Source organism: Pseudomonas sp. Leaf58, assembly GCF_003627215.1.
Lineage (GTDB): Bacteria > Pseudomonadota > Gammaproteobacteria > Pseudomonadales > Pseudomonadaceae > Aquipseudomonas.
The window spans coordinates 1,345,222-1,361,717 of sequence record NZ_CP032677.1 but is presented as its reverse complement, the minus strand read 5'-3'; the positions used below and the strand labels follow the sequence as shown (position 1 = coordinate 1,361,717).

General features: G+C 63.6%; 17 protein-coding genes. 13 read left to right on the top strand and 4 right to left on the bottom strand.

All coding sequences use genetic code 11. From position 1 onward, the window contains the following. Positions 1-21: 21 nt before the first annotated feature. Positions 22-1,170: a patatin-like phospholipase family protein gene (locus DV532_RS06380; RefSeq protein WP_056807449.1), complete on the bottom strand. Its 1,149-nt coding sequence runs from the start codon at positions 1,168-1,170 to the stop codon at positions 22-24. Positions 1,171-1,245: 75 nt separating this feature from the next. After that, positions 1,246-2,181 carry a lipid A biosynthesis lauroyl acyltransferase gene (locus tag DV532_RS06375; protein ID WP_056807452.1) on the bottom strand — a complete coding sequence of 312 codons (936 nt, stop codon included), beginning with the start codon at positions 2,179-2,181 and terminating at the stop codon, positions 1,246-1,248. 111 nt (positions 2,182-2,292) lie between these two features. Between DV532_RS06375 and minC the strand changes: the two genes are divergently transcribed. From minC to DV532_RS06345, 7 genes are all read left to right on the top strand, one after another. Continuing rightward, positions 2,293-3,054, top strand: coding sequence for a septum site-determining protein MinC (minC, locus tag DV532_RS06370; protein WP_056807455.1), 762 nt, complete (start codon positions 2,293-2,295; stop codon positions 3,052-3,054). Positions 3,055-3,163: 109 nt separating this feature from the next. Continuing rightward, positions 3,164-3,976, top strand: a complete 813-nt coding sequence (gene minD / locus DV532_RS06365; RefSeq protein ID WP_056807458.1) for a septum site-determining protein MinD — start codon at positions 3,164-3,166, stop codon at positions 3,974-3,976. 3 nt (positions 3,977-3,979) lie between these two features. After that, the gene (gene minE / locus DV532_RS06360; RefSeq protein WP_003252572.1) at positions 3,980-4,234 is read left to right on the top strand and encodes a cell division topological specificity factor MinE; all 255 of its coding nucleotides are present in this window, start codon (positions 3,980-3,982) and stop codon (positions 4,232-4,234) included. Positions 4,235-4,389: 155 nt separating this feature from the next. Further along, the gene (locus DV532_RS06355; protein ID WP_056807463.1) at positions 4,390-5,025 is read left to right on the top strand and encodes an RluA family pseudouridine synthase; all 636 of its coding nucleotides are present in this window, start codon (positions 4,390-4,392) and stop codon (positions 5,023-5,025) included. Positions 5,026-5,132: 107 nt separating this feature from the next. Further along, complete coding sequence (locus tag DV532_RS06350) at positions 5,133-6,422, top strand: M18 family aminopeptidase (protein ID WP_056807466.1); 1,290 nt, start codon at positions 5,133-5,135, stop codon at positions 6,420-6,422. A gap of 187 nt (positions 6,423-6,609) precedes the next feature. Beyond that, positions 6,610-6,777 carry a hypothetical protein gene (locus tag DV532_RS30175; RefSeq protein ID WP_162948969.1) on the top strand — a complete coding sequence of 56 codons (168 nt, stop codon included), beginning with the start codon at positions 6,610-6,612 and terminating at the stop codon, positions 6,775-6,777. Between the two features lie 44 nt (positions 6,778-6,821). Then, the gene (locus DV532_RS06345) at positions 6,822-8,969 is read left to right on the top strand and encodes a mechanosensitive ion channel family protein (protein ID WP_056807469.1); all 2,148 of its coding nucleotides are present in this window, start codon (positions 6,822-6,824) and stop codon (positions 8,967-8,969) included. A gap of 19 nt (positions 8,970-8,988) precedes the next feature. Here the strand turns inward: DV532_RS06345 and DV532_RS06340 are convergent, their stop codons facing one another. After that, the gene (locus tag DV532_RS06340) at positions 8,989-9,702 is read right to left on the bottom strand and encodes a UTRA domain-containing protein (RefSeq protein WP_056807472.1); all 714 of its coding nucleotides are present in this window, start codon (positions 9,700-9,702) and stop codon (positions 8,989-8,991) included. Between the two features lie 337 nt (positions 9,703-10,039). On the opposite strand from DV532_RS06340, the gene DV532_RS06335 reads away from it, so the two are divergent. The 6 genes from DV532_RS06335 to DV532_RS06310 all read left to right on the top strand — a co-directional run bounded on the left by DV532_RS06335 (position 10,040) and on the right by DV532_RS06310 (position 15,337). Next, positions 10,040-11,104: an ABC transporter substrate-binding protein gene (locus tag DV532_RS06335; RefSeq protein ID WP_056807476.1), complete on the top strand. Its 1,065-nt coding sequence runs from the start codon at positions 10,040-10,042 to the stop codon at positions 11,102-11,104. 147 nt (positions 11,105-11,251) lie between these two features. Continuing rightward, a complete protein-coding gene (locus DV532_RS06330) occupies positions 11,252-12,058 on the top strand; it encodes an alkaline phosphatase family protein (RefSeq protein ID WP_056807479.1) in 807 nt (268 codons plus the stop codon). After that, positions 12,055-12,894: an ABC transporter permease subunit gene (locus tag DV532_RS06325; RefSeq protein ID WP_056807482.1), complete on the top strand. Its 840-nt coding sequence runs from the start codon at positions 12,055-12,057 to the stop codon at positions 12,892-12,894. The genes DV532_RS06330 and DV532_RS06325 overlap by 4 nt, the downstream gene beginning before the upstream one ends. Next, positions 12,884-13,678, top strand: coding sequence for an ABC transporter permease (locus DV532_RS06320; protein ID WP_056807485.1), 795 nt, complete (start codon positions 12,884-12,886; stop codon positions 13,676-13,678). Before DV532_RS06325 ends, DV532_RS06320 begins: the two co-directional genes overlap by 11 nt. Position 13,679: 1 nt before the next feature. After that, positions 13,680-14,669 (top strand): ABC transporter ATP-binding protein, encoded by a 990-nt coding sequence (locus tag DV532_RS06315; protein WP_056807486.1) that lies wholly within the window; start codon positions 13,680-13,682, stop codon positions 14,667-14,669. A gap of 14 nt (positions 14,670-14,683) precedes the next feature. Continuing rightward, entirely contained in the window at positions 14,684-15,337 is a 654-nt protein-coding gene (locus tag DV532_RS06310; RefSeq protein ID WP_056807489.1) for an HAD family phosphatase, read from the top strand. 110 nt (positions 15,338-15,447) lie between these two features. Here the strand turns inward: DV532_RS06310 and DV532_RS06305 are convergent, their stop codons facing one another. Then, the gene (locus DV532_RS06305; RefSeq protein WP_056807491.1) at positions 15,448-16,410 is read right to left on the bottom strand and encodes an NAD(P)H-quinone oxidoreductase; all 963 of its coding nucleotides are present in this window, start codon (positions 16,408-16,410) and stop codon (positions 15,448-15,450) included. Positions 16,411-16,496 lie beyond the last annotated feature (86 nt).

The following is a 16,496-nucleotide window of genomic DNA, read 5'->3' as shown; positions in this document are numbered from 1 at the left end:
AAAGGGCCGAAACAGGCAACATCAAACCCCCAGGAACTGGCACAACTCGCGCTTCTTGGCCAAGGCATCCCGCCGCCCCAGCTCGATCAGCTCGCTGCAGTAACTGGCCTCGAACAGCAAGTAACTCAACACCCCCGCCCCGCTGGTGCGCGTCGCCCCCGGCCCACGCAGGAACAAGCGCAACGCCGCCGGCAACTCACGGCGGTGGCGCGCGGCAATTTCGTCCAACGGCTGGCTGGGCGCCACCACCAGCACGTCGATTGGCGCCAGCCCCAGGCGCCGCGCATCAAGGTGGGCCGGCAACAAGCGGCTCAGGTGGTTGAGGCGCTGTAGCAGCTCGATGTCGTCTTCCAGGCTGTCGATGAAGGTGCTGTTGAGCATGTGCCCACCAATCTGCGCCAGGCTTGGCTGCTGCCCGCTGAACACCCGCTGGGTCGGCATGGGTGGCGCTGGCCGCTGTGGGTTGCCGCTGACGCCGACCACCAGCACCCGGCTAGCGCCCAGGTGCAAGGCTGGGCTGATCGGTGCCGACTGGCGCACCGCACCATCACCGTAATATTCGTCGCCCAGTTGCACCGGGGCGAACAGCAGCGGGATCGCCGCGCTGGCCAGCAGGTGGTCGATGGTCAACGGGGTGGGCACGCCGATGCGACGGTGGCGCAACCAGGCATCGATGGTGCCGCGGCCCTGGTAGAAGGTCACCGCCTGGCCCGATTCGTAGCCAAAGGCGGTTACCGCGACAGCGCGCAGTTGCTCGGCGGCCAAGGAATGGGCAATGCCATCCAGGTTCAGGTGCGCCTGTAGCAGGCCGCGCAGGGGGCGGCTATCGAGCAGCGCCACTGGCGCCGGGCCACCGAGCCCCAGTAGGTTGTGGCCGACGAAGCGGCTGGCTTGGCGAACCACGCCGGGCCAGTCGCTGCGAATGACCAGGTGGCTACGGAAATTCTGCCAAAAGGCGGTAAGCCGTTGCACAGCCTCGCTGAAATGGGTCGCGCCGCTGGCCAGGGTGACGGCGTTGATGGCCCCGGCGGAGGTGCCGACGATGACCGGGAACGGGTTGTGCGCACCGGCCGGCAGCAGCTCAGCGATGCCGGCCAGCACGCCGACCTGGTAGGCGGCACGGGCGCCGCCGCCAGAAAGGATGAGACCGGTTACCGGGGGTGGGGCCATGGCGTCCTTCCTGGGGTTGGTGTGTTTCAGGCCTGGCCTCTTCGCGGGTAAACCCGCTCCTACAGGGGGCGTGGCTCAGCGCTTTTTCTGGTCATACAGCCGCGGCGCCCCTTCGGGCCGCGACTTGAACCGGCGGTGCGCCCACAGGTACTGCTCGGGGCACTCACGCAAGACGCTCTCGACCCACTGGTTGATGCGCAGGCAATCGGCCTCTTCGCTTTCCCCCGGGAAGTCCGCCAGCGGCGGGTGGATGACCAGACGATAGCCGCTGCCATCCTCCAGGCGCTTCTGGGTGAACGGAATTACCTGCGCCTTGCCCAACCGGGCGAACTTGGTGGTGGCCGTCACCGTCGCCGCCGGGATGCCAAACAGCGGCACGAACAGGCTCTGCTTGGCGCCGTAGTCCTGGTCCGGTGCGTACCAGATCGCCCGGCCCGAGCGCAGCAACTTGAGCATGCCGCGCACGTCCTCACGCTCCACCGCCAGCGAATCAAGATTGTGGCGCTCACGACCGCTGCGCTGGATGAAGTCGAACAGCGCGTTGCCGTGCTCACGGTACATGCCGTCGATGGTGTGCTGCTGGCCAAGCAGCGCGGCGCCGATTTCCAGGGTAGTGAAGTGCACCGCCATCAGGATCGCACCCTGCCCCGCCTGCTGGGCGGCTTGCAGGTGCTCCAGGCCCTCGATATGCGCCAAGCGCGCCAGCCTGGCCTTGGGCCACCACCAGCTCATGGCCATTTCGAAGAAGGCGATGCCGGTGGAGGCGAAGTTGGCCTTGAGCAAACGCTGCCGTTCGTCGCCCGATAACTCCGGGAAGCACAGTTCCAGGTTGCGCGCGGCAATGCGCCGCCGTTCACCGGCAAAGCGGTACATCACTGCACCCAGCGCGGCACCGACGTTCAACAAGACCCGGTACGGCAACTGGACCACCAGCCACAGCAGGCCCAGGCCCAGCCACAGGCCCCAGAAACGTGGGTGAAGGAAATAGGGTCGAAAACGCGGGCGTTCCATTGAAGCTTCCGGAAAGACAAAGGCCGCGCATTCTACAACGGATCAGCGCATGTTGCGGGCAACCGGTGTTCTCGTTATAAGTCAGGGCACTTTTTTCGCAACAAGCCGTCTATGCAGACCATGAGCCCAAACCACACACCCGACACCGCCTCCGTGTTCCAGCTCAAGGGCAGCATGCTCGCCATTACCGTGCTGGAACTGGCGCGCAATGACCTTGAAGCCCTCGACCGCCAGCTGGCGGCCAAAGTTGCCCAGGCACCGAACTTCTTCAGCAACACGCCGCTGGTGCTGGCGCTGGACAAACTGCCGGCCGACGAAGGGGCAATCGACCTGCCCGGCTTGATGCGGATCTGCCGCCACCATGGCCTGCGCACCTTGGCCATCCGCGCCAACCGCATCGAGGACATTGCCGCCGCCATTGCCATCGACCTGCCGGTGCTGCCACCGTCCGGCGCCCGCGAACGCCCGCTGGAGCCCGAGCCCGAAGTGCTGAAGAAGCCCGAGCCGGCGCCGGTACCGCCACCCGCCCCAGAGCCTGAGGTGCGCCCCACCCGTATCATCACTTCGCCAGTACGCGGCGGCCAGCAGATCTATGCTCAAGGTGGCGACCTGATCGTTACCGCCTCGGTCAGCCCGGGTGCGGAACTTCTGGCCGATGGCAACATCCATGTGTACGGCGCCATGCGCGGCCGGGCCCTGGCCGGCATCAAAGGCAATACCAAGGCACGTATTTTTTGCCAGCAGATGACTGCCGAAATGGTCTCTATCGCTGGCCAGTACAAGGTCTGCGAAGACCTGCGCCGCGACCCGCTTTGGGGCACCGGTGTGCAAGTCAGCCTGTCTGGCGACGTGTTGAACATCACCCGTCTTTAACGGATACTTGCCAGCATTTTTAGAGCAACTTTTTTACCGTTGCCTTTATTTGAGCTATTTCAGTTTTTTGCAGGGACAAGTGTCCCGACTATTTTAGGGGTGAAACACCTTGGCCAAGATTCTCGTGGTTACTTCCGGCAAAGGGGGTGTGGGCAAGACCACCACCAGCGCCGCCATTGGTACCGGCCTCGCACTGCGTGGCCACAAGACCGTCATCGTCGACTTCGACGTGGGCCTGCGTAACCTCGACCTGATCATGGGCTGCGAACGCCGCGTGGTGTACGACTTTGTCAACGTGGTCAACGGCGAAGCCAACCTGCAACAAGCCCTGATCAAGGACAAGCGCCTCGAGAACCTGTACGTGCTGGCCGCCAGCCAGACCCGTGACAAGGACGCGCTGACCCAGGAAGGCGTTGAAAAGGTGCTGATGGAGCTGAAGAAAGACTTCGAATTCGTCATCTGCGACTCGCCAGCCGGTATCGAGAAAGGCGCGCACCTGGCCATGTACTTCGCTGACGAAGCCATTGTGGTCACCAACCCTGAGGTGTCCTCGGTACGTGACTCGGACCGTATGCTGGGCATTCTGTCGAGCAAATCGCGCCGCTCCGAGAACGGCGAAGATCCGATCAAGGAACACCTGCTGATTACCCGCTACCACCCAGAGCGCGTGGAAAAGGGCGAAATGCTGAGCATCGCCGACGTGGAAGAAATCCTGGCGATCAAGCTCAAGGGTGTGATTCCCGAGAGCCAGGCAGTACTCAAGGCTTCCAACCAGGGTATCCCGGTCATCCTCGACGACCAGAGCGATGCCGGCCAGGCCTATAGCGATACCGTCGACCGTCTGCTGGGTAAAGAACTACCTTTGCGGTTCATCGAAGTGCCGAAGCAAGGATTCTTCGCGCGCCTGTTTGGAGGCAAGTAAACCATGAACCTTTTTGACTTCTTTCGTGGCAGACAGAAACAGACCAGCGCGTCGGTAGCGAAAGAGCGTCTACAGATCATCGTGGCGCACGAGCGCGGCCAACGCAGCGAGCCGGACTACCTGCCGGCACTGCAGAAAGAACTGCTGGAAGTGATCCGCAAGTATGTGAACATCGGCAACGATGATGTGCACATCGAGCTGGAAAACCAGGGCAGCTGCTCGATTCTGGAGCTGAACATTACCTTGCCGGATCGCTGATCTGCGCTACCGGCAATTTTTGGGGCTGCTTTGCAGCCCTTCGCGGGCAAGCCCGCTCCTACATAGGGTATGCATTCCCCTGTAGGAGCGGGCTTGCCCGTGAAGGGCCGCAAAGCGGCCCCGCTGTTTTCCCCCGATATAACCGAGACCATGCAATGCCGCTGTCCAACATCCAGATCCTGCACGAAGACGCCGCCATCCTGGTGATCAACAAACCAACCCTGCTGCTGTCGGTGCCCGGCCGCGCCGACGACAACAAGGACTGCCTGATCACCCGCCTGCAAGAAAACGGCTACCCCGACGCGCTGATCGTGCACCGCCTGGATTGGGAAACCTCCGGCATTATCCTGCTGGCCCGGGATGCCGCCAGCCACCGCGAGCTGTCGCGCCAGTTCCACGACCGCGAAACCGAAAAAGCTTACACCGCGCTGTGCTGGGGCCAGCCGGCGCTGGACAGCGGCAGCATCGACCTGCCGTTGCGCTACGACCCGCCAACCAAGCCACGGCATGTGGTGGACCACGCGCAGGGCAAGCACGCGCTGACCTTCTGGCGCATCGTCGAACGCTGCGGTGATTACTGCCGGGTCGAGCTGACGCCGATTACCGGGCGCTCGCACCAGTTGCGCGTGCACATGCTGTCGATCGGGCACCCGCTGCTGGGCGATCGGCTGTATGCCAACCCCGAGGCGCTGGCGGCCCATGAGCGGCTGTGCCTGCATGCTTCGATGCTGAGCTTTACCCACCCGGTGTCCGGGGCACGGGTGAAGTTCGAGTGCCCCGCTCCTTTCTGATTTTTCAGCGCCTGTCCTGGCCTCTTCGCGGGCTTGCCCGCGAAGAGGCAGGCACATATTGTCGACATTCTGCGCTAAACTCGCGCCACTGCTGTCTGGAGTGAGCTATGCGCGATGTACTGAATTCTGGCCTTATCGACTTCCTCAAGGCCTCCCCCACGCCGTTCCACGCCACCGCCAGCCTGGCCCTGCGCCTGGAGGCTGCCGGCTACCAGCGCCTGGACGAACGCGACAGCTGGGCCACGGTGGCTGGCGGTCGCTATTACGTCACCCGTAACGACTCTTCGATCATCGCCATCAAGCTGGGCAAGCAAGCCCCGCTGCTGAACGGCATCCGCATGGTCGGCGCGCACACCGACAGCCCGTGCCTGCGGGTCAAGCCGCAGCCCGAGCTGCAGCGCCAGGACTTCCTGCAACTGGGCGTTGAAGTGTATGGCGGCGCCCTGCTGGCGCCGTGGTTCGACCGCGACCTGTCGCTGGCCGGCCGGGTCACCTACCGCCGGGATGGCAAGGTCGAAAGCCAGCTGATCGACTTCAAGCTGCCCATCGCGATCATCCCCAACCTGGCTATCCACCTCAACCGCACCGCCAACGAAGGCTGGGCAATCAACCCGCAGCACGAACTGCCGCCGATCCTGGCCCAGGTCGCGGGTGACGAGCGTATCGACTTCCGCGCCCTGCTCACCGAGCAACTGGCCCGCGAACACGAGCTGATCGCCGACGTGGTGCTGGATTACGAGCTGAGCTTCTACGACACCCAAGCCGCCGCGTTGGTGGGCCTGAACGGCGACTTTATCGCCGCTGCCCGCCTGGACAACCTGTTGTCATGCTACGCCGGGCTGCAGGCCCTGCTGGCCGCCGACAGTGACGAAACGTGTGTGCTGGTGTGCAACGACCATGAAGAGGTCGGCAGCAGCTCGGCCTGCGGCGCCGACGGCCCGATGCTGGAGCAGACCCTGCAGCGCCTGCTACCGGACGGCGACGCCTACGTGCGCACCCTCCAGCGCTCGCTGATGGTATCCGCCGACAACGCCCACGGCGTGCACCCCAACTACGCCGACAAGCACGACGGCAACCACGGGCCCAAGCTCAACGCCGGGCCGGTAATCAAGGTGAACAACAACCAGCGCTACGCCACCAATAGCGAAACCGCCGGGTTCTTCCGCCACCTGTGCATGGCCGAGGAAGTGCCGGTGCAAAGCTTTGTGGTGCGCAGTGACATGGGGTGTGGCTCGACCATCGGCCCGATCACGGCCAGCCACCTGGGCGTGCGCACGGTGGATATCGGCTTGCCGACCTTTGCCATGCATTCGATTCGTGAGCTGTGCGGTAGCCATGACCTGGCGCACCTGGTGAAGGTGCTGACGGCGTTCTACCGTAGCCGCGAGTTGCCGTGATGTAAGCAGGCCTGGCCTCTTCGCGGGTGAACCCGCTCCCACAGGTATTGCACAGCCTTTGAGAGCGGTGCGGTCGCTGTGGGAGCGGGTTCACCCGCGAAAGGGCCGGCCCTGTTCAAGGTCAATCCGCTTCGCTCGCTACCCGCTATGCTTGTCACATGGCCCTACTGCAAAAGGATTGCTGTCCATGTCTCCCTTCCTGTCCCTGTTCGTGCCGGTGTTCCTGTTCCTGTTGCTACTGACCGTCGGCTTCAGCCTGCGCGAGCGCAACATCGGCGTGCTGATGATGTGGGTTGGCACCCTGGGCATCTTCGGCCTCACCTGCTGGAAGATCCTGGAGCAACTGCCGTCATAAACCTCTACACTCGGTCAATCGTTTGACCTGAGGTAGTTTTACCCGTGCCCGCCTTCCTGCGCTGCCTGTTCCTGCTGCTGTTGCTGTTCATCACCCCGGCACAGGCCGCCGGCCTGCCCGGCCTACTTGGGGGCAGCGCGCCCGCGCAACCGGAGGCCACCGAACCGCTGGGCAAGTCGCTGGACGAGGTCATCAAGAACCTGGAAAACGACCAGCAGCGGGCCAAGCTGCTGGCCGACCTGAAAAAGCTGCGCGATGCCACCAAACAGTCGCAACCCAGCGTCGAACAGGGCGTGCTCGGCATGATTGGTGGTGCCCTGCATGATTTCGAACAACAGTTCAGCGGCGACGCCAGCCCGTTCAACCGCTGGGCCACAGAAATCGAACAAGCCCAGGCCGAACTGACCGAGTTGATGGTGCCGGTGCACCAGTGGCCGGCCATCCTGTTCGGCTTTGCTGCCGTCATCGCCGTCTGGAGCCTACTGGCTTACGCCTTTAACTGGGTCGGCCACCGGGTTCGCCTGCGCTTTGGCTTGAGCGAGGAACTGCCCCAGCACCCGCGCACCTGGGACTTGGTGCGCTTTGCCCTGCGCAAACTGGGCCCGTGGCTGGTAGCACTGGTATTCACTGTGTACTTGAGCTTCGTACTGCCGCCGTCGTTGGGTAAATCGCTGGCCATGGTGTTGGCTTATGCACTGGTGGTGGGCACCTGCTTCTCGGCCATCTGCGTGATTGCCTTCTCGTTACTGGACGGCCCCCACCGCCACCGCGCCTTGCACATCCTGCGCCACCAGGCGTTCCGCCCGCTGTGGTTGATCGGCAGCTTCGCCGCGTTTGGCGAGGCCATGAGCGACCCGCGCCTGACGGTCACCCTCGGCACCCACCTGGCCCACGCCTTGGCCACCCTGGCCAACGTGATTGCAGCGCTGTGCACCGGGTTGTTCATCCTGCGCTTTCGCAGGCCCATCGCCCACCTTATTCGCAACCAGCCGCTGGCCCGGCGCCTGACCCGGCGTACCCTCAGCGACACCATCGAAATCCTCGGCAGCTTCTGGTTCATCCCGGCGCTGATCCTGGTGGCCATCTCGCTGTTCGCCACCTTCGTTTCCGCCGGCGACACCAGCACTGCTCTGCGCCAATCGCTGATGTGCACGGTGCTGGTGGTGGTGTGCATGGTGCTCAATGGCCTGGTCCGCCGCCACGCCGCCAACCCCAAGCGCGCCAACAAGCGCCAGGCGGTGTACGCCGAGCGCCTGCGCAACTTCGGCTACCTGCTGGTGCACCTGTTCATCTGGCTGGTGTTCATCGAACTGGGTTTGCGCGTGTGGGGCTTGTCGATGATCAACTTCGCCGAGGGCGACGGCCACGACATAAGCCTGCGCCTGCTGGGCCTGGCCGGCACGCTGATCGTAGCGTGGTTGGTGTGGATCCTGGCCGACACCGCCGTACACCATGCCCTGGTGCGCTCGCGCCGGGGCCTGGCCAACGCCCGCGCGCAAACCATGATGCCGTTGATCCGCAACGTGTTGTTCGTGGTCATTTTCATCATCGCGGTGATCGTCGCCCTGGCCAACATGGGCATGAACGTCACGCCGTTGCTGGCCGGTGCCGGGGTGATCGGCCTGGCCATCGGTTTTGGCGCGCAGTCACTGGTGGCCGACCTGATCACCGGGCTGTTCATCATCATCGAAGACTCGCTGGCCATCGACGACTACGTGGATGTAGGCGGCCACCTGGGCACGGTGGAGGGGCTGACCATCCGTACCGTGCGCCTGCGCGATATCGACGGCATCGTGCATACCATCCCGTTCAGCGAAATCAAGAGCATCAAGAACTACTCGCGGGAGTTTGGCTACGCGATCTTCCGCGTGGCAATCCCGCACAGCATGAACATCGACCAAGCCATCACCTTGGTGCGCGAAGTAGGCCAGAAGCTGCGCAACGACCCGCTGATGCGGCGTAATATTTGGTCGCCGCTGGAGCTCCAGGGGGTGGAGAGCTTCGAGTCAGGGTCGGCGATCTTGCGGGCACGGTTCAAAACCGCGCCGATCAAGCAGTGGGAAGTGTCGCGGGCGTTCAACCTGGCCTTGAAGCGCCAGCTGGATGAGGCCGGGCTGGACTTGGCGACGCCGCGCTTGTCGGTGCAGGTGGTCACTGCCGGCGGTGGCGGGATGGCGGAATCCGGCTCGTAGGAGCGGGTTTATCCGCACCTTATCCAGCCTGGGCGCGGATGCGGATGGCATCATGCCGCCAATATTCCAGGTCACAGTCGATCAGATGCCCATGCTGGTCACTGTTGACCCGGGTGATATGCAGCCCGGGGCTCCCCGCCGACACTTTCAACGCACTGGCCGCCGCCACCGGCAACGCCGTCGGCAAGATCTCGAAGCACACCTGCCCATACTGGATGCCATACACCCGCCCATAAATCTCGGTCAGCGACTGCGCCAGGTCGTGTTCGAGAACCTGCGGGAAGTACCGCGGGTTGAGGTGATGTTCGGCATACAGCACCGCCCGCCCATCGATGCGCCGTAGCCGACAGATGCGCACCACGCTGGACAACGCTGGCAACTGCAAGCGCGCGCAGATGGCCGCCGAGGCAGGTTGCAACCGCGCTGACAGCAGTTCGGTACTGGGCACCCGCCCCTGGTCGCGCACCATGGCATGGAAGTGGCTGCGCTCGATCAGGTCGTAGGTCAACCGCTCGGGCGCGACGAACCAGCCACGCCGCTCTTCGCGGTAGATCAAGCCCTGGGCTTCCAGCTGCACCAACGCTTCACGCAGGGTAATGCGCGTGGTGTCGAACACCTCGCTGAGCCGGCGTTCGGCCGGCAGCTTGCCGCCCGGCGCCAGCAGGCCGTGCTCGATCTGCTCCTGCAGGGCGTGGCAAATGGCTGTTACCGCACGCGGTGGCATCGACTGCATCAAAGGTTACCTATCTGGACTAGTCCAGCCCCATAACAGGGCAGTTGGAGAATAGTGCAAGCCTAGGCAGGGCTGATGAACATCCTGTGACATAGCTGCGCCCAAGGCACTGCCAGAATCGGGCCAGCCCCACAAAACCCGGGGTGTTACATGGTCTACGCTGTATTGCCAGGAGCCCGCAGCCACCCGTGTGGGACCGTTCCTACATCAAACTGTCACGCAAGCGGCCTACCTTGGCTCAAGGTTTGCTGACCTAGACCAAAGGTGCCAGTCAACGGCTTGCAACGGCTTCACCCAGAACAACGATCGCAAAGGCACCCACCCAAAGGAGCTTCGGATGAAAAAGTTCTTCATGGCGTCACTGCTTGGTTCGGCCATCGCGTTGTGTACCACGGCCATGGCCGCCGGCACCGACCTCAAGGCCCTGGAAGACGCCGCCCGCAAGGAAGGCAACGTCAACAGCGTGGGCATGCCCGATGCCTGGGCCAACTGGAAAGGCACCTGGGAAGACCTGGCCAACAAGTACGGCCTCAAGCACAGCGATACCGACATGAGTTCGGCCCAGGAAATTGCCAAGTTCGAAGCCGAGAAAGACAACGCCAGTGCCGACATCGGCGACGTCGGCGCCGCCTTCGGCCCCATCGCCGTGACCAAGGGCGTGAGCCAGCCCTACAAACCCAGCACCTGGGACCAGGTACCGGCGTGGGCCAAGGACAAGGACGGCCACTGGGCACTGGCCTATACCGGCACCATCGCCTTCATCATCAACAAGGACTTGGTCAAGGAAGGCGAGCGCCCGAGCAGCTGGCATGACCTGGAAAAAGGCAAATACAAGGTTGCCATCGGTGACGTCGGCACCGCGGCCCAGGCCGCCAACGGCGTGCTGGCCGCGGCCATCGCCTACAAGGGCGACGAAAGCAACGTAGCGCCGGGCTTGCAGTTGTTCACCAAGCTGGCCCAGCAGAAGCGCCTGTCGCTGGCCAACCCAACCATCCAGACCCTGGAAAAGGGCGAAGTGGAAGTTGGCGTGGTGTGGGATTTCAACGGCCTCAGCTACCGTGAACAGATCGACCCCAAGCGCTTTGAAGTGCTGATCCCGTCGGATGGCTCGGTGATCTCCGGCTATACCACCGTCATCAACAAATACGCCAAGCACCCGAATGCGGCCAAACTGACCCGCGAATACATCTTCAGCGACGCCGGGCAGATCAACCTGGCCAAAGGGCATGCGCGGCCAATCCGTGCCGAGCACCTGAAGCTGCCGGAAGACGTGCAGGCCAAGCTGCTGCCCAACGAGCAGTACAAGGCCGCTCAGCCGATCAAGAACGCCGAGGCCTGGGAAGCGACCTCGAAGAAACTGCCGCAGATGTGGCAGGAGCAAGTGATCATCGAGATGGAGTAAGGGGCTAGCTTTTGTAGTGCCTGATCCGGCCCTTTCGCGGGTAAACCCGCTCCCACAGGTACAGCGCGCACCTCAAGGCTGGCGCATGCCCCTGTGGGAGCGGGTTTACCCGCGAAGAAGCCAACGCGGTTTATGACTGGAGCCACCATGCAACACAACGTCATCCTGGTCCTGCTAGACGGCCTCAACTATCAGGTCGCCCACCACGCGATGGGCCACCTGCATGCCTATGTCGAGGCCGACCGTGCCGCGCTGTACCGCGTGGAGTGCGAGCTGCCATCGCTGTCTCGGCCGCTGTACGAATGCATCCTTACCGGCGTCCCGCCCATCGACAGCGGTATCGTGCACAACAACGTCAACCGCCTGTCCAACCAGCGCAGCGTGTTTCACTACGCCCGCGAAGCCAACCTGGGCACCGCAGCGGCGGCCTATCACTGGGTGAGCGAGCTGTACAACCGCTCCCCCTTCGACCCGCAGCGCGACCGCCATACCCACGCGCCGAAGTTGCCGATCCAGCACGGGCTGTTCTACTGGGACGACCGTTACCCCGATTCGCACCTACTGGCCGACGGCGAATACCTGCGCCGCCGCCATGCACCCAATTTCCTGCTGGTGCACCCAATGAGTATCGACGACGTCGGCCACCATCACGGCCTGGACAGCAGCCAGTACCGCAACGCCGCGCGCAGTGCCGATATCCTGCTGGCCGACTACCTGCCGGGCTGGCTCGAGGAGGGCTACCAGGTACTGGTCACGGCCGACCACGGCATGAACAACGACCGCTCGCACAACGGCCTGCTGGCCGAGGAGCGTGAAGTGCCGCTGTTCGTCTTCGGCGACGCCTTCAGCCTCGACCCGGCCGCCAAGCCGCTGCAAACCGAGCTGTGCGGGACCATCTGCGAACTGCTCGGCGCGGCGCACGACAAGAGCGTTTGCCGGGAGCTGCTGAAGTGAATGGCGGCACCCGTGGTCGCTACTTGGCGCTGCTCTGCCTGCTGCCGTTCGGCGTGTTCTTCATCATCTTCCAGATCGCCCCACTGGCCTGGGTCGCGATCAACAGTGTGCAATCGGAAGCGGGCTGGGGCGTGGACAACTTCAGCAAGGTGTTCGCCTCGAAGTTTTACCTGCAAGCCCTGCAACGCAGCCTGGAAATCAGCTTCTGGTCGAGCCTGTTCGGCATTGTCATCGCCACCCTCGGCGCCTACTCACTGCGCCAGGTGGACTCCAAGCTGCGCGACTTCGTTAGCGCCTTTGCCAACATGACCAGCAATTTCGCCGGGGTGCCGCTGGCCTTCGCCTTCATCATTCTGCTCGGGTTCAACGGCGCGCTGACCCTGCTACTGAAGCAGGTTGGCCTGTTGGAAGACTTCAGCATCTATTCCAAGAGCGGGCTGATCCTGGTGTACACCTACTTCCAAATCCCGCTGGGCGTGCTGCTGCTGTACCCCGCCTTCGACGCCCTGCGTGAAGACTGGCGCGAGTCGGCCGCATTGCTGGGCGCCGGCCACTGGCAATTCTGGCGGTACATCGGCCTGCCGGTGCTGACCCCGGCATTGCTGGGTACCTTCGTCATCCTGCTGGCCAACGCCCTCGGTGCCTACGCCACCGTGTACGCATTGACCACCGGCAACTTCAACGTACTGCCGATCCGCATCGCTGGCCTGGTGGCCGGTGACATCAGCCTCGACCCGAACCTTGCCAGCGCCTTGGCGATGGTGCTGGTGGGGCTGATGACGCTGGTCACGGTGGTGCATCAATGGCTGCTGAAAAGGAGCTACCATGCGCGCTGACGCCCGTCCCGGCGGCTGGTACCACCGCGTGGTGGTGTACCTGCTGTTCCTTATCCTGCTGCTGCCACTGGCCGGCACCCTGCTCTACTCGTTGGCCACCAGCTGGTCCGCCAGCCTGCTGCCCAGCGGCCTGACCCTGAAATGGTACGTGGCACTGTGGAGCGAGCCGCGCTTCCTCGCTGCCTTCGGCCAGTCGCTGCTGGTGTGCGTGGGGGCGCTGCTGCTGTCGGTGGTGCTGATCCTGCCGCTGCTGTTCGTGGTGCACTACCACTTCCCCAAGCTCGACGCGCTGATGAACATCCTCATCCTGCTGCCGTTCGCGGTGCCGCCGGTGGTGTCGTCGGTGGGGCTGCTGCAGCTGTATGGCAGCGGGCCGATGGCCATGGTCGGTACGCCGTGGATCCTGATCGGCTGCTACTTCACCATTGCCCTGCCATTCATGTACCGGGCCATCACCAACAACCTGCAGGCGATCAACCTGCGCGACCTGATGGACGCCGCCCAGCTGCTGGGCGCCAGCACCTGGCAGGCGGCGCTGCTGGTGGTGCTGCCGAACCTGCGCAAAGGCCTGATGGTGGCGCTGCTGCTGTCGTTTTCGTTCCTGTTCGGCGAGTTCGTGTTCGCCAACCTGCTGGTCGGCACCCGCTACGAAACCCTGCAGGTGTACTTGAACAACATGCGCAACAGCAGCGGCCACTTCAACAGCGCGCTGGTGATCTCCTACTTCGCCTTCGTGCTGGTATTGACCTGGGTCGCCAACCGCCTGAACAAGGACAAGACCTGACATGAGCTTCGTCAGTGTACAAAACCTGCAAAAAAGCTACGCCGGCAGCCCGGTGTTCGAAAACATCGACTGCCACATCGAACGCGGCGAATTCGTCACCCTGCTCGGCCCGTCCGGTTGCGGCAAGTCCACGCTGCTGCGCTGCATCGCCGGGCTGACCCCGGTGGACAGCGGGCAGATCCTGCTCGATGGCCACGACATCGTGCCGCTGAGCCCGCAAAAGCGTGGCATCGGCATGGTGTTTCAGAGCTATGCGCTGTTCCCCAACATGACCGTTGAACAGAACGTTGCCTTTGGCCTGCGCATGCAGAAGGTCAAGGCCAATGAAAGCCAGGCACGGGTGCGCGAGGCGCTGGAGCTGGTGGAGCTGGGCAGCTTCGCCGGGCGCTACCCGCATCAGTTGTCCGGCGGCCAGTGCCAGCGCGTGGCCCTGGCCCGCTCGTTGGTCACCCGCCCGCGCCTGCTGCTGCTCGATGAGCCGCTGTCGGCGCTGGATGCACGCATCCGCAAGCACCTGCGCGAGCAGATCCGCGCCATCCAGCGCGAACTGGGGCTGACTACCATCTTTGTCACCCACGACCAGGAAGAGGCGCTGACGATGTCCGACCGCATCTTCCTGATGAACCAGGGGCGCATCGTCCAAAGTGGCGATGCCGAAACCCTCTACACAGCGCCGGTGGACCTGTTTGCCGCCGGCTTCATCGGCAACTACAACCTGCTCGATGCCGACAGCGCCAGCCGCCTGCTGCAGCGCCCGGTGGCCTGCCGCCTGGCGATCCGCCCAGAGTCGATAACCTTGGGTGTGCACGGCGAGCTCGACGCCGAGGTACGTAGCCACAGCCTGCTGGGCAACGTGATCCGCTACCGGGTACGGGTGCGCGAGGTAGAACTGGTGGTCGATGTGCTCAACCGCTCGCCAGGCGACCTGCACGCGGACGGGCAGCGGGTAAGCTTGGCGATCGACCCCACGGCACTGCGGGAAGTGGCCTAAGGAGAATCAACAGCATGGCACTGGCAATTTTCGATCTGGACGAAACCCTGATCCACGGCGACTGCGCGTCGTTGTGGAGCGAGCAGATGGCCCGGCTGGGCTGGGTCGACGGCAAGGAGTTCCTGCGCCGTGACCATGAACTGATGGAGGCCTACGGCAGGGGGCACCTGCAAATGGAAGACTACATGGCCTTTAGCTTGGAACCGATTGCCGGGCGTACCCTGGAAGAGGTCGAGCACCTGGTGGCACCGTGGGTCGAAGAGGTGATTGAGCCGATCATCTACGGCGATGCCTGCCGCTGTATTGCCGAGCATCGCAAACGCGGGGACCGGATCTTGATCATTTCGGCTTCGGGCGCGCATCTGGTCGGGCCGATTGCGGCGCGGCTGGGGGTGGATGAATACCTGGCTATCGAGCTGGCAGCGGTGAACGGGGTGTATACCGGCAAGACCCATGGGGTGCTGACCTACCGCGAGGGCAAGATCACCCGGCTGCTGGAGTGGCTGGATCAGGAGCAGGAGAACCTGGAGGGAGCAAGCTTCTATTCCGATTCGCGCAACGATCTGCCGCTACTGCTGAAAGTGGATTACCCGCATGTGGTGAACCCGGATGCGGTGTTGCGTGAGCATGCCGAGATCAACCAGTGGCCGATCTTGAGCTGGACCTGAAGCTGTACCGGCCTCTTCGCGGGCAAGCCCGCTCCTACACGGACCGCACGATGTTGGAGTGGGTGCTGACCTTGTAGGAGCGGGCTTGCCCGCGAAAGGGCCGGGCCTGGTTACACCAGGCTAGGGTCGATCACCATCACCAGCTTGCCCGACACCTGGTTGGTCTCAAGCTCGGCATACGCCGCCTGGGCAAACTCTACCGGGTAGGTGTCCACCAGTTGCGGCGACAAACGCCCTTCGCCAAAAAGCGGCCACACCTGCTGCAACAAATCGCGCAGCAGCTCGGCCTTGAAACCGTCGTCACGGTTGCGCAGCGTGGAACCGGTAATCTCCAGGCGCTTGCCCAGCACCTGTGCCAAATCCAGCTCGAACTTGCGCCCACCCATCAGGCCGATGATCACCCAGCGCCCGTCGCGCGCCAGCAACTTCAGGTTGAGCTCGCCGTAACTGGCACCCACCGGGTCGAGAATCACGTCGAACGGGCCCAATGCTTCTAGCGCCTCCAGGTTCTCGTTACGTACCACACCACCCGCAGCCCCCAGCGCTTGGCAATAGGCCAGGCGGTCCTGCGAACCGACGCTGACCCACACTGGGCTGCCAAACGCTTTGCACAACTGGATGGCGGCCGAACCAACGCCGCTCGCGCCAGCGTGCACCAGCACCTTCTCGCCCGCCTTCAAGCCACCCAGCTGGAAGATATTCAGCCAGGCGGTGGCATACACCTCCGGCAACGCCGCCGCTTCTTGCAAATGCAGCCCATCGGGCACCGGCAACACATGGCGGGCATCCACCACCACTTCCTCGGCCATGGCGCCGCTGGCAAGCAGCGCGCACACCCGGTCGCCCACGCGCCAGTCGGCACCGGCCCCCACCTCTTGAATGACCCCAGCGCACTCCAGGCCCATGTACGGGCTGGCGCCTGGCGGCGGTGGGTACAGGCCCTTCATTTGCAACAGATCGGCGCGGTTCAGCCCCGCAGCAGCCACGCGAATGCGTACTTGGCCCGCGTCACAGGCCGGGCGTTCGGCCTCGACCCAAGCCACATGTCCGTCAACGCCTTGCAATGCCTTCACAGTGCCTCCATAGTTGAATCATATGACCGAGCCTGGGGTCGCTATGCCCCAGGCTTTTTGCAGTATGCGCCCGGCTCTGATGGAGC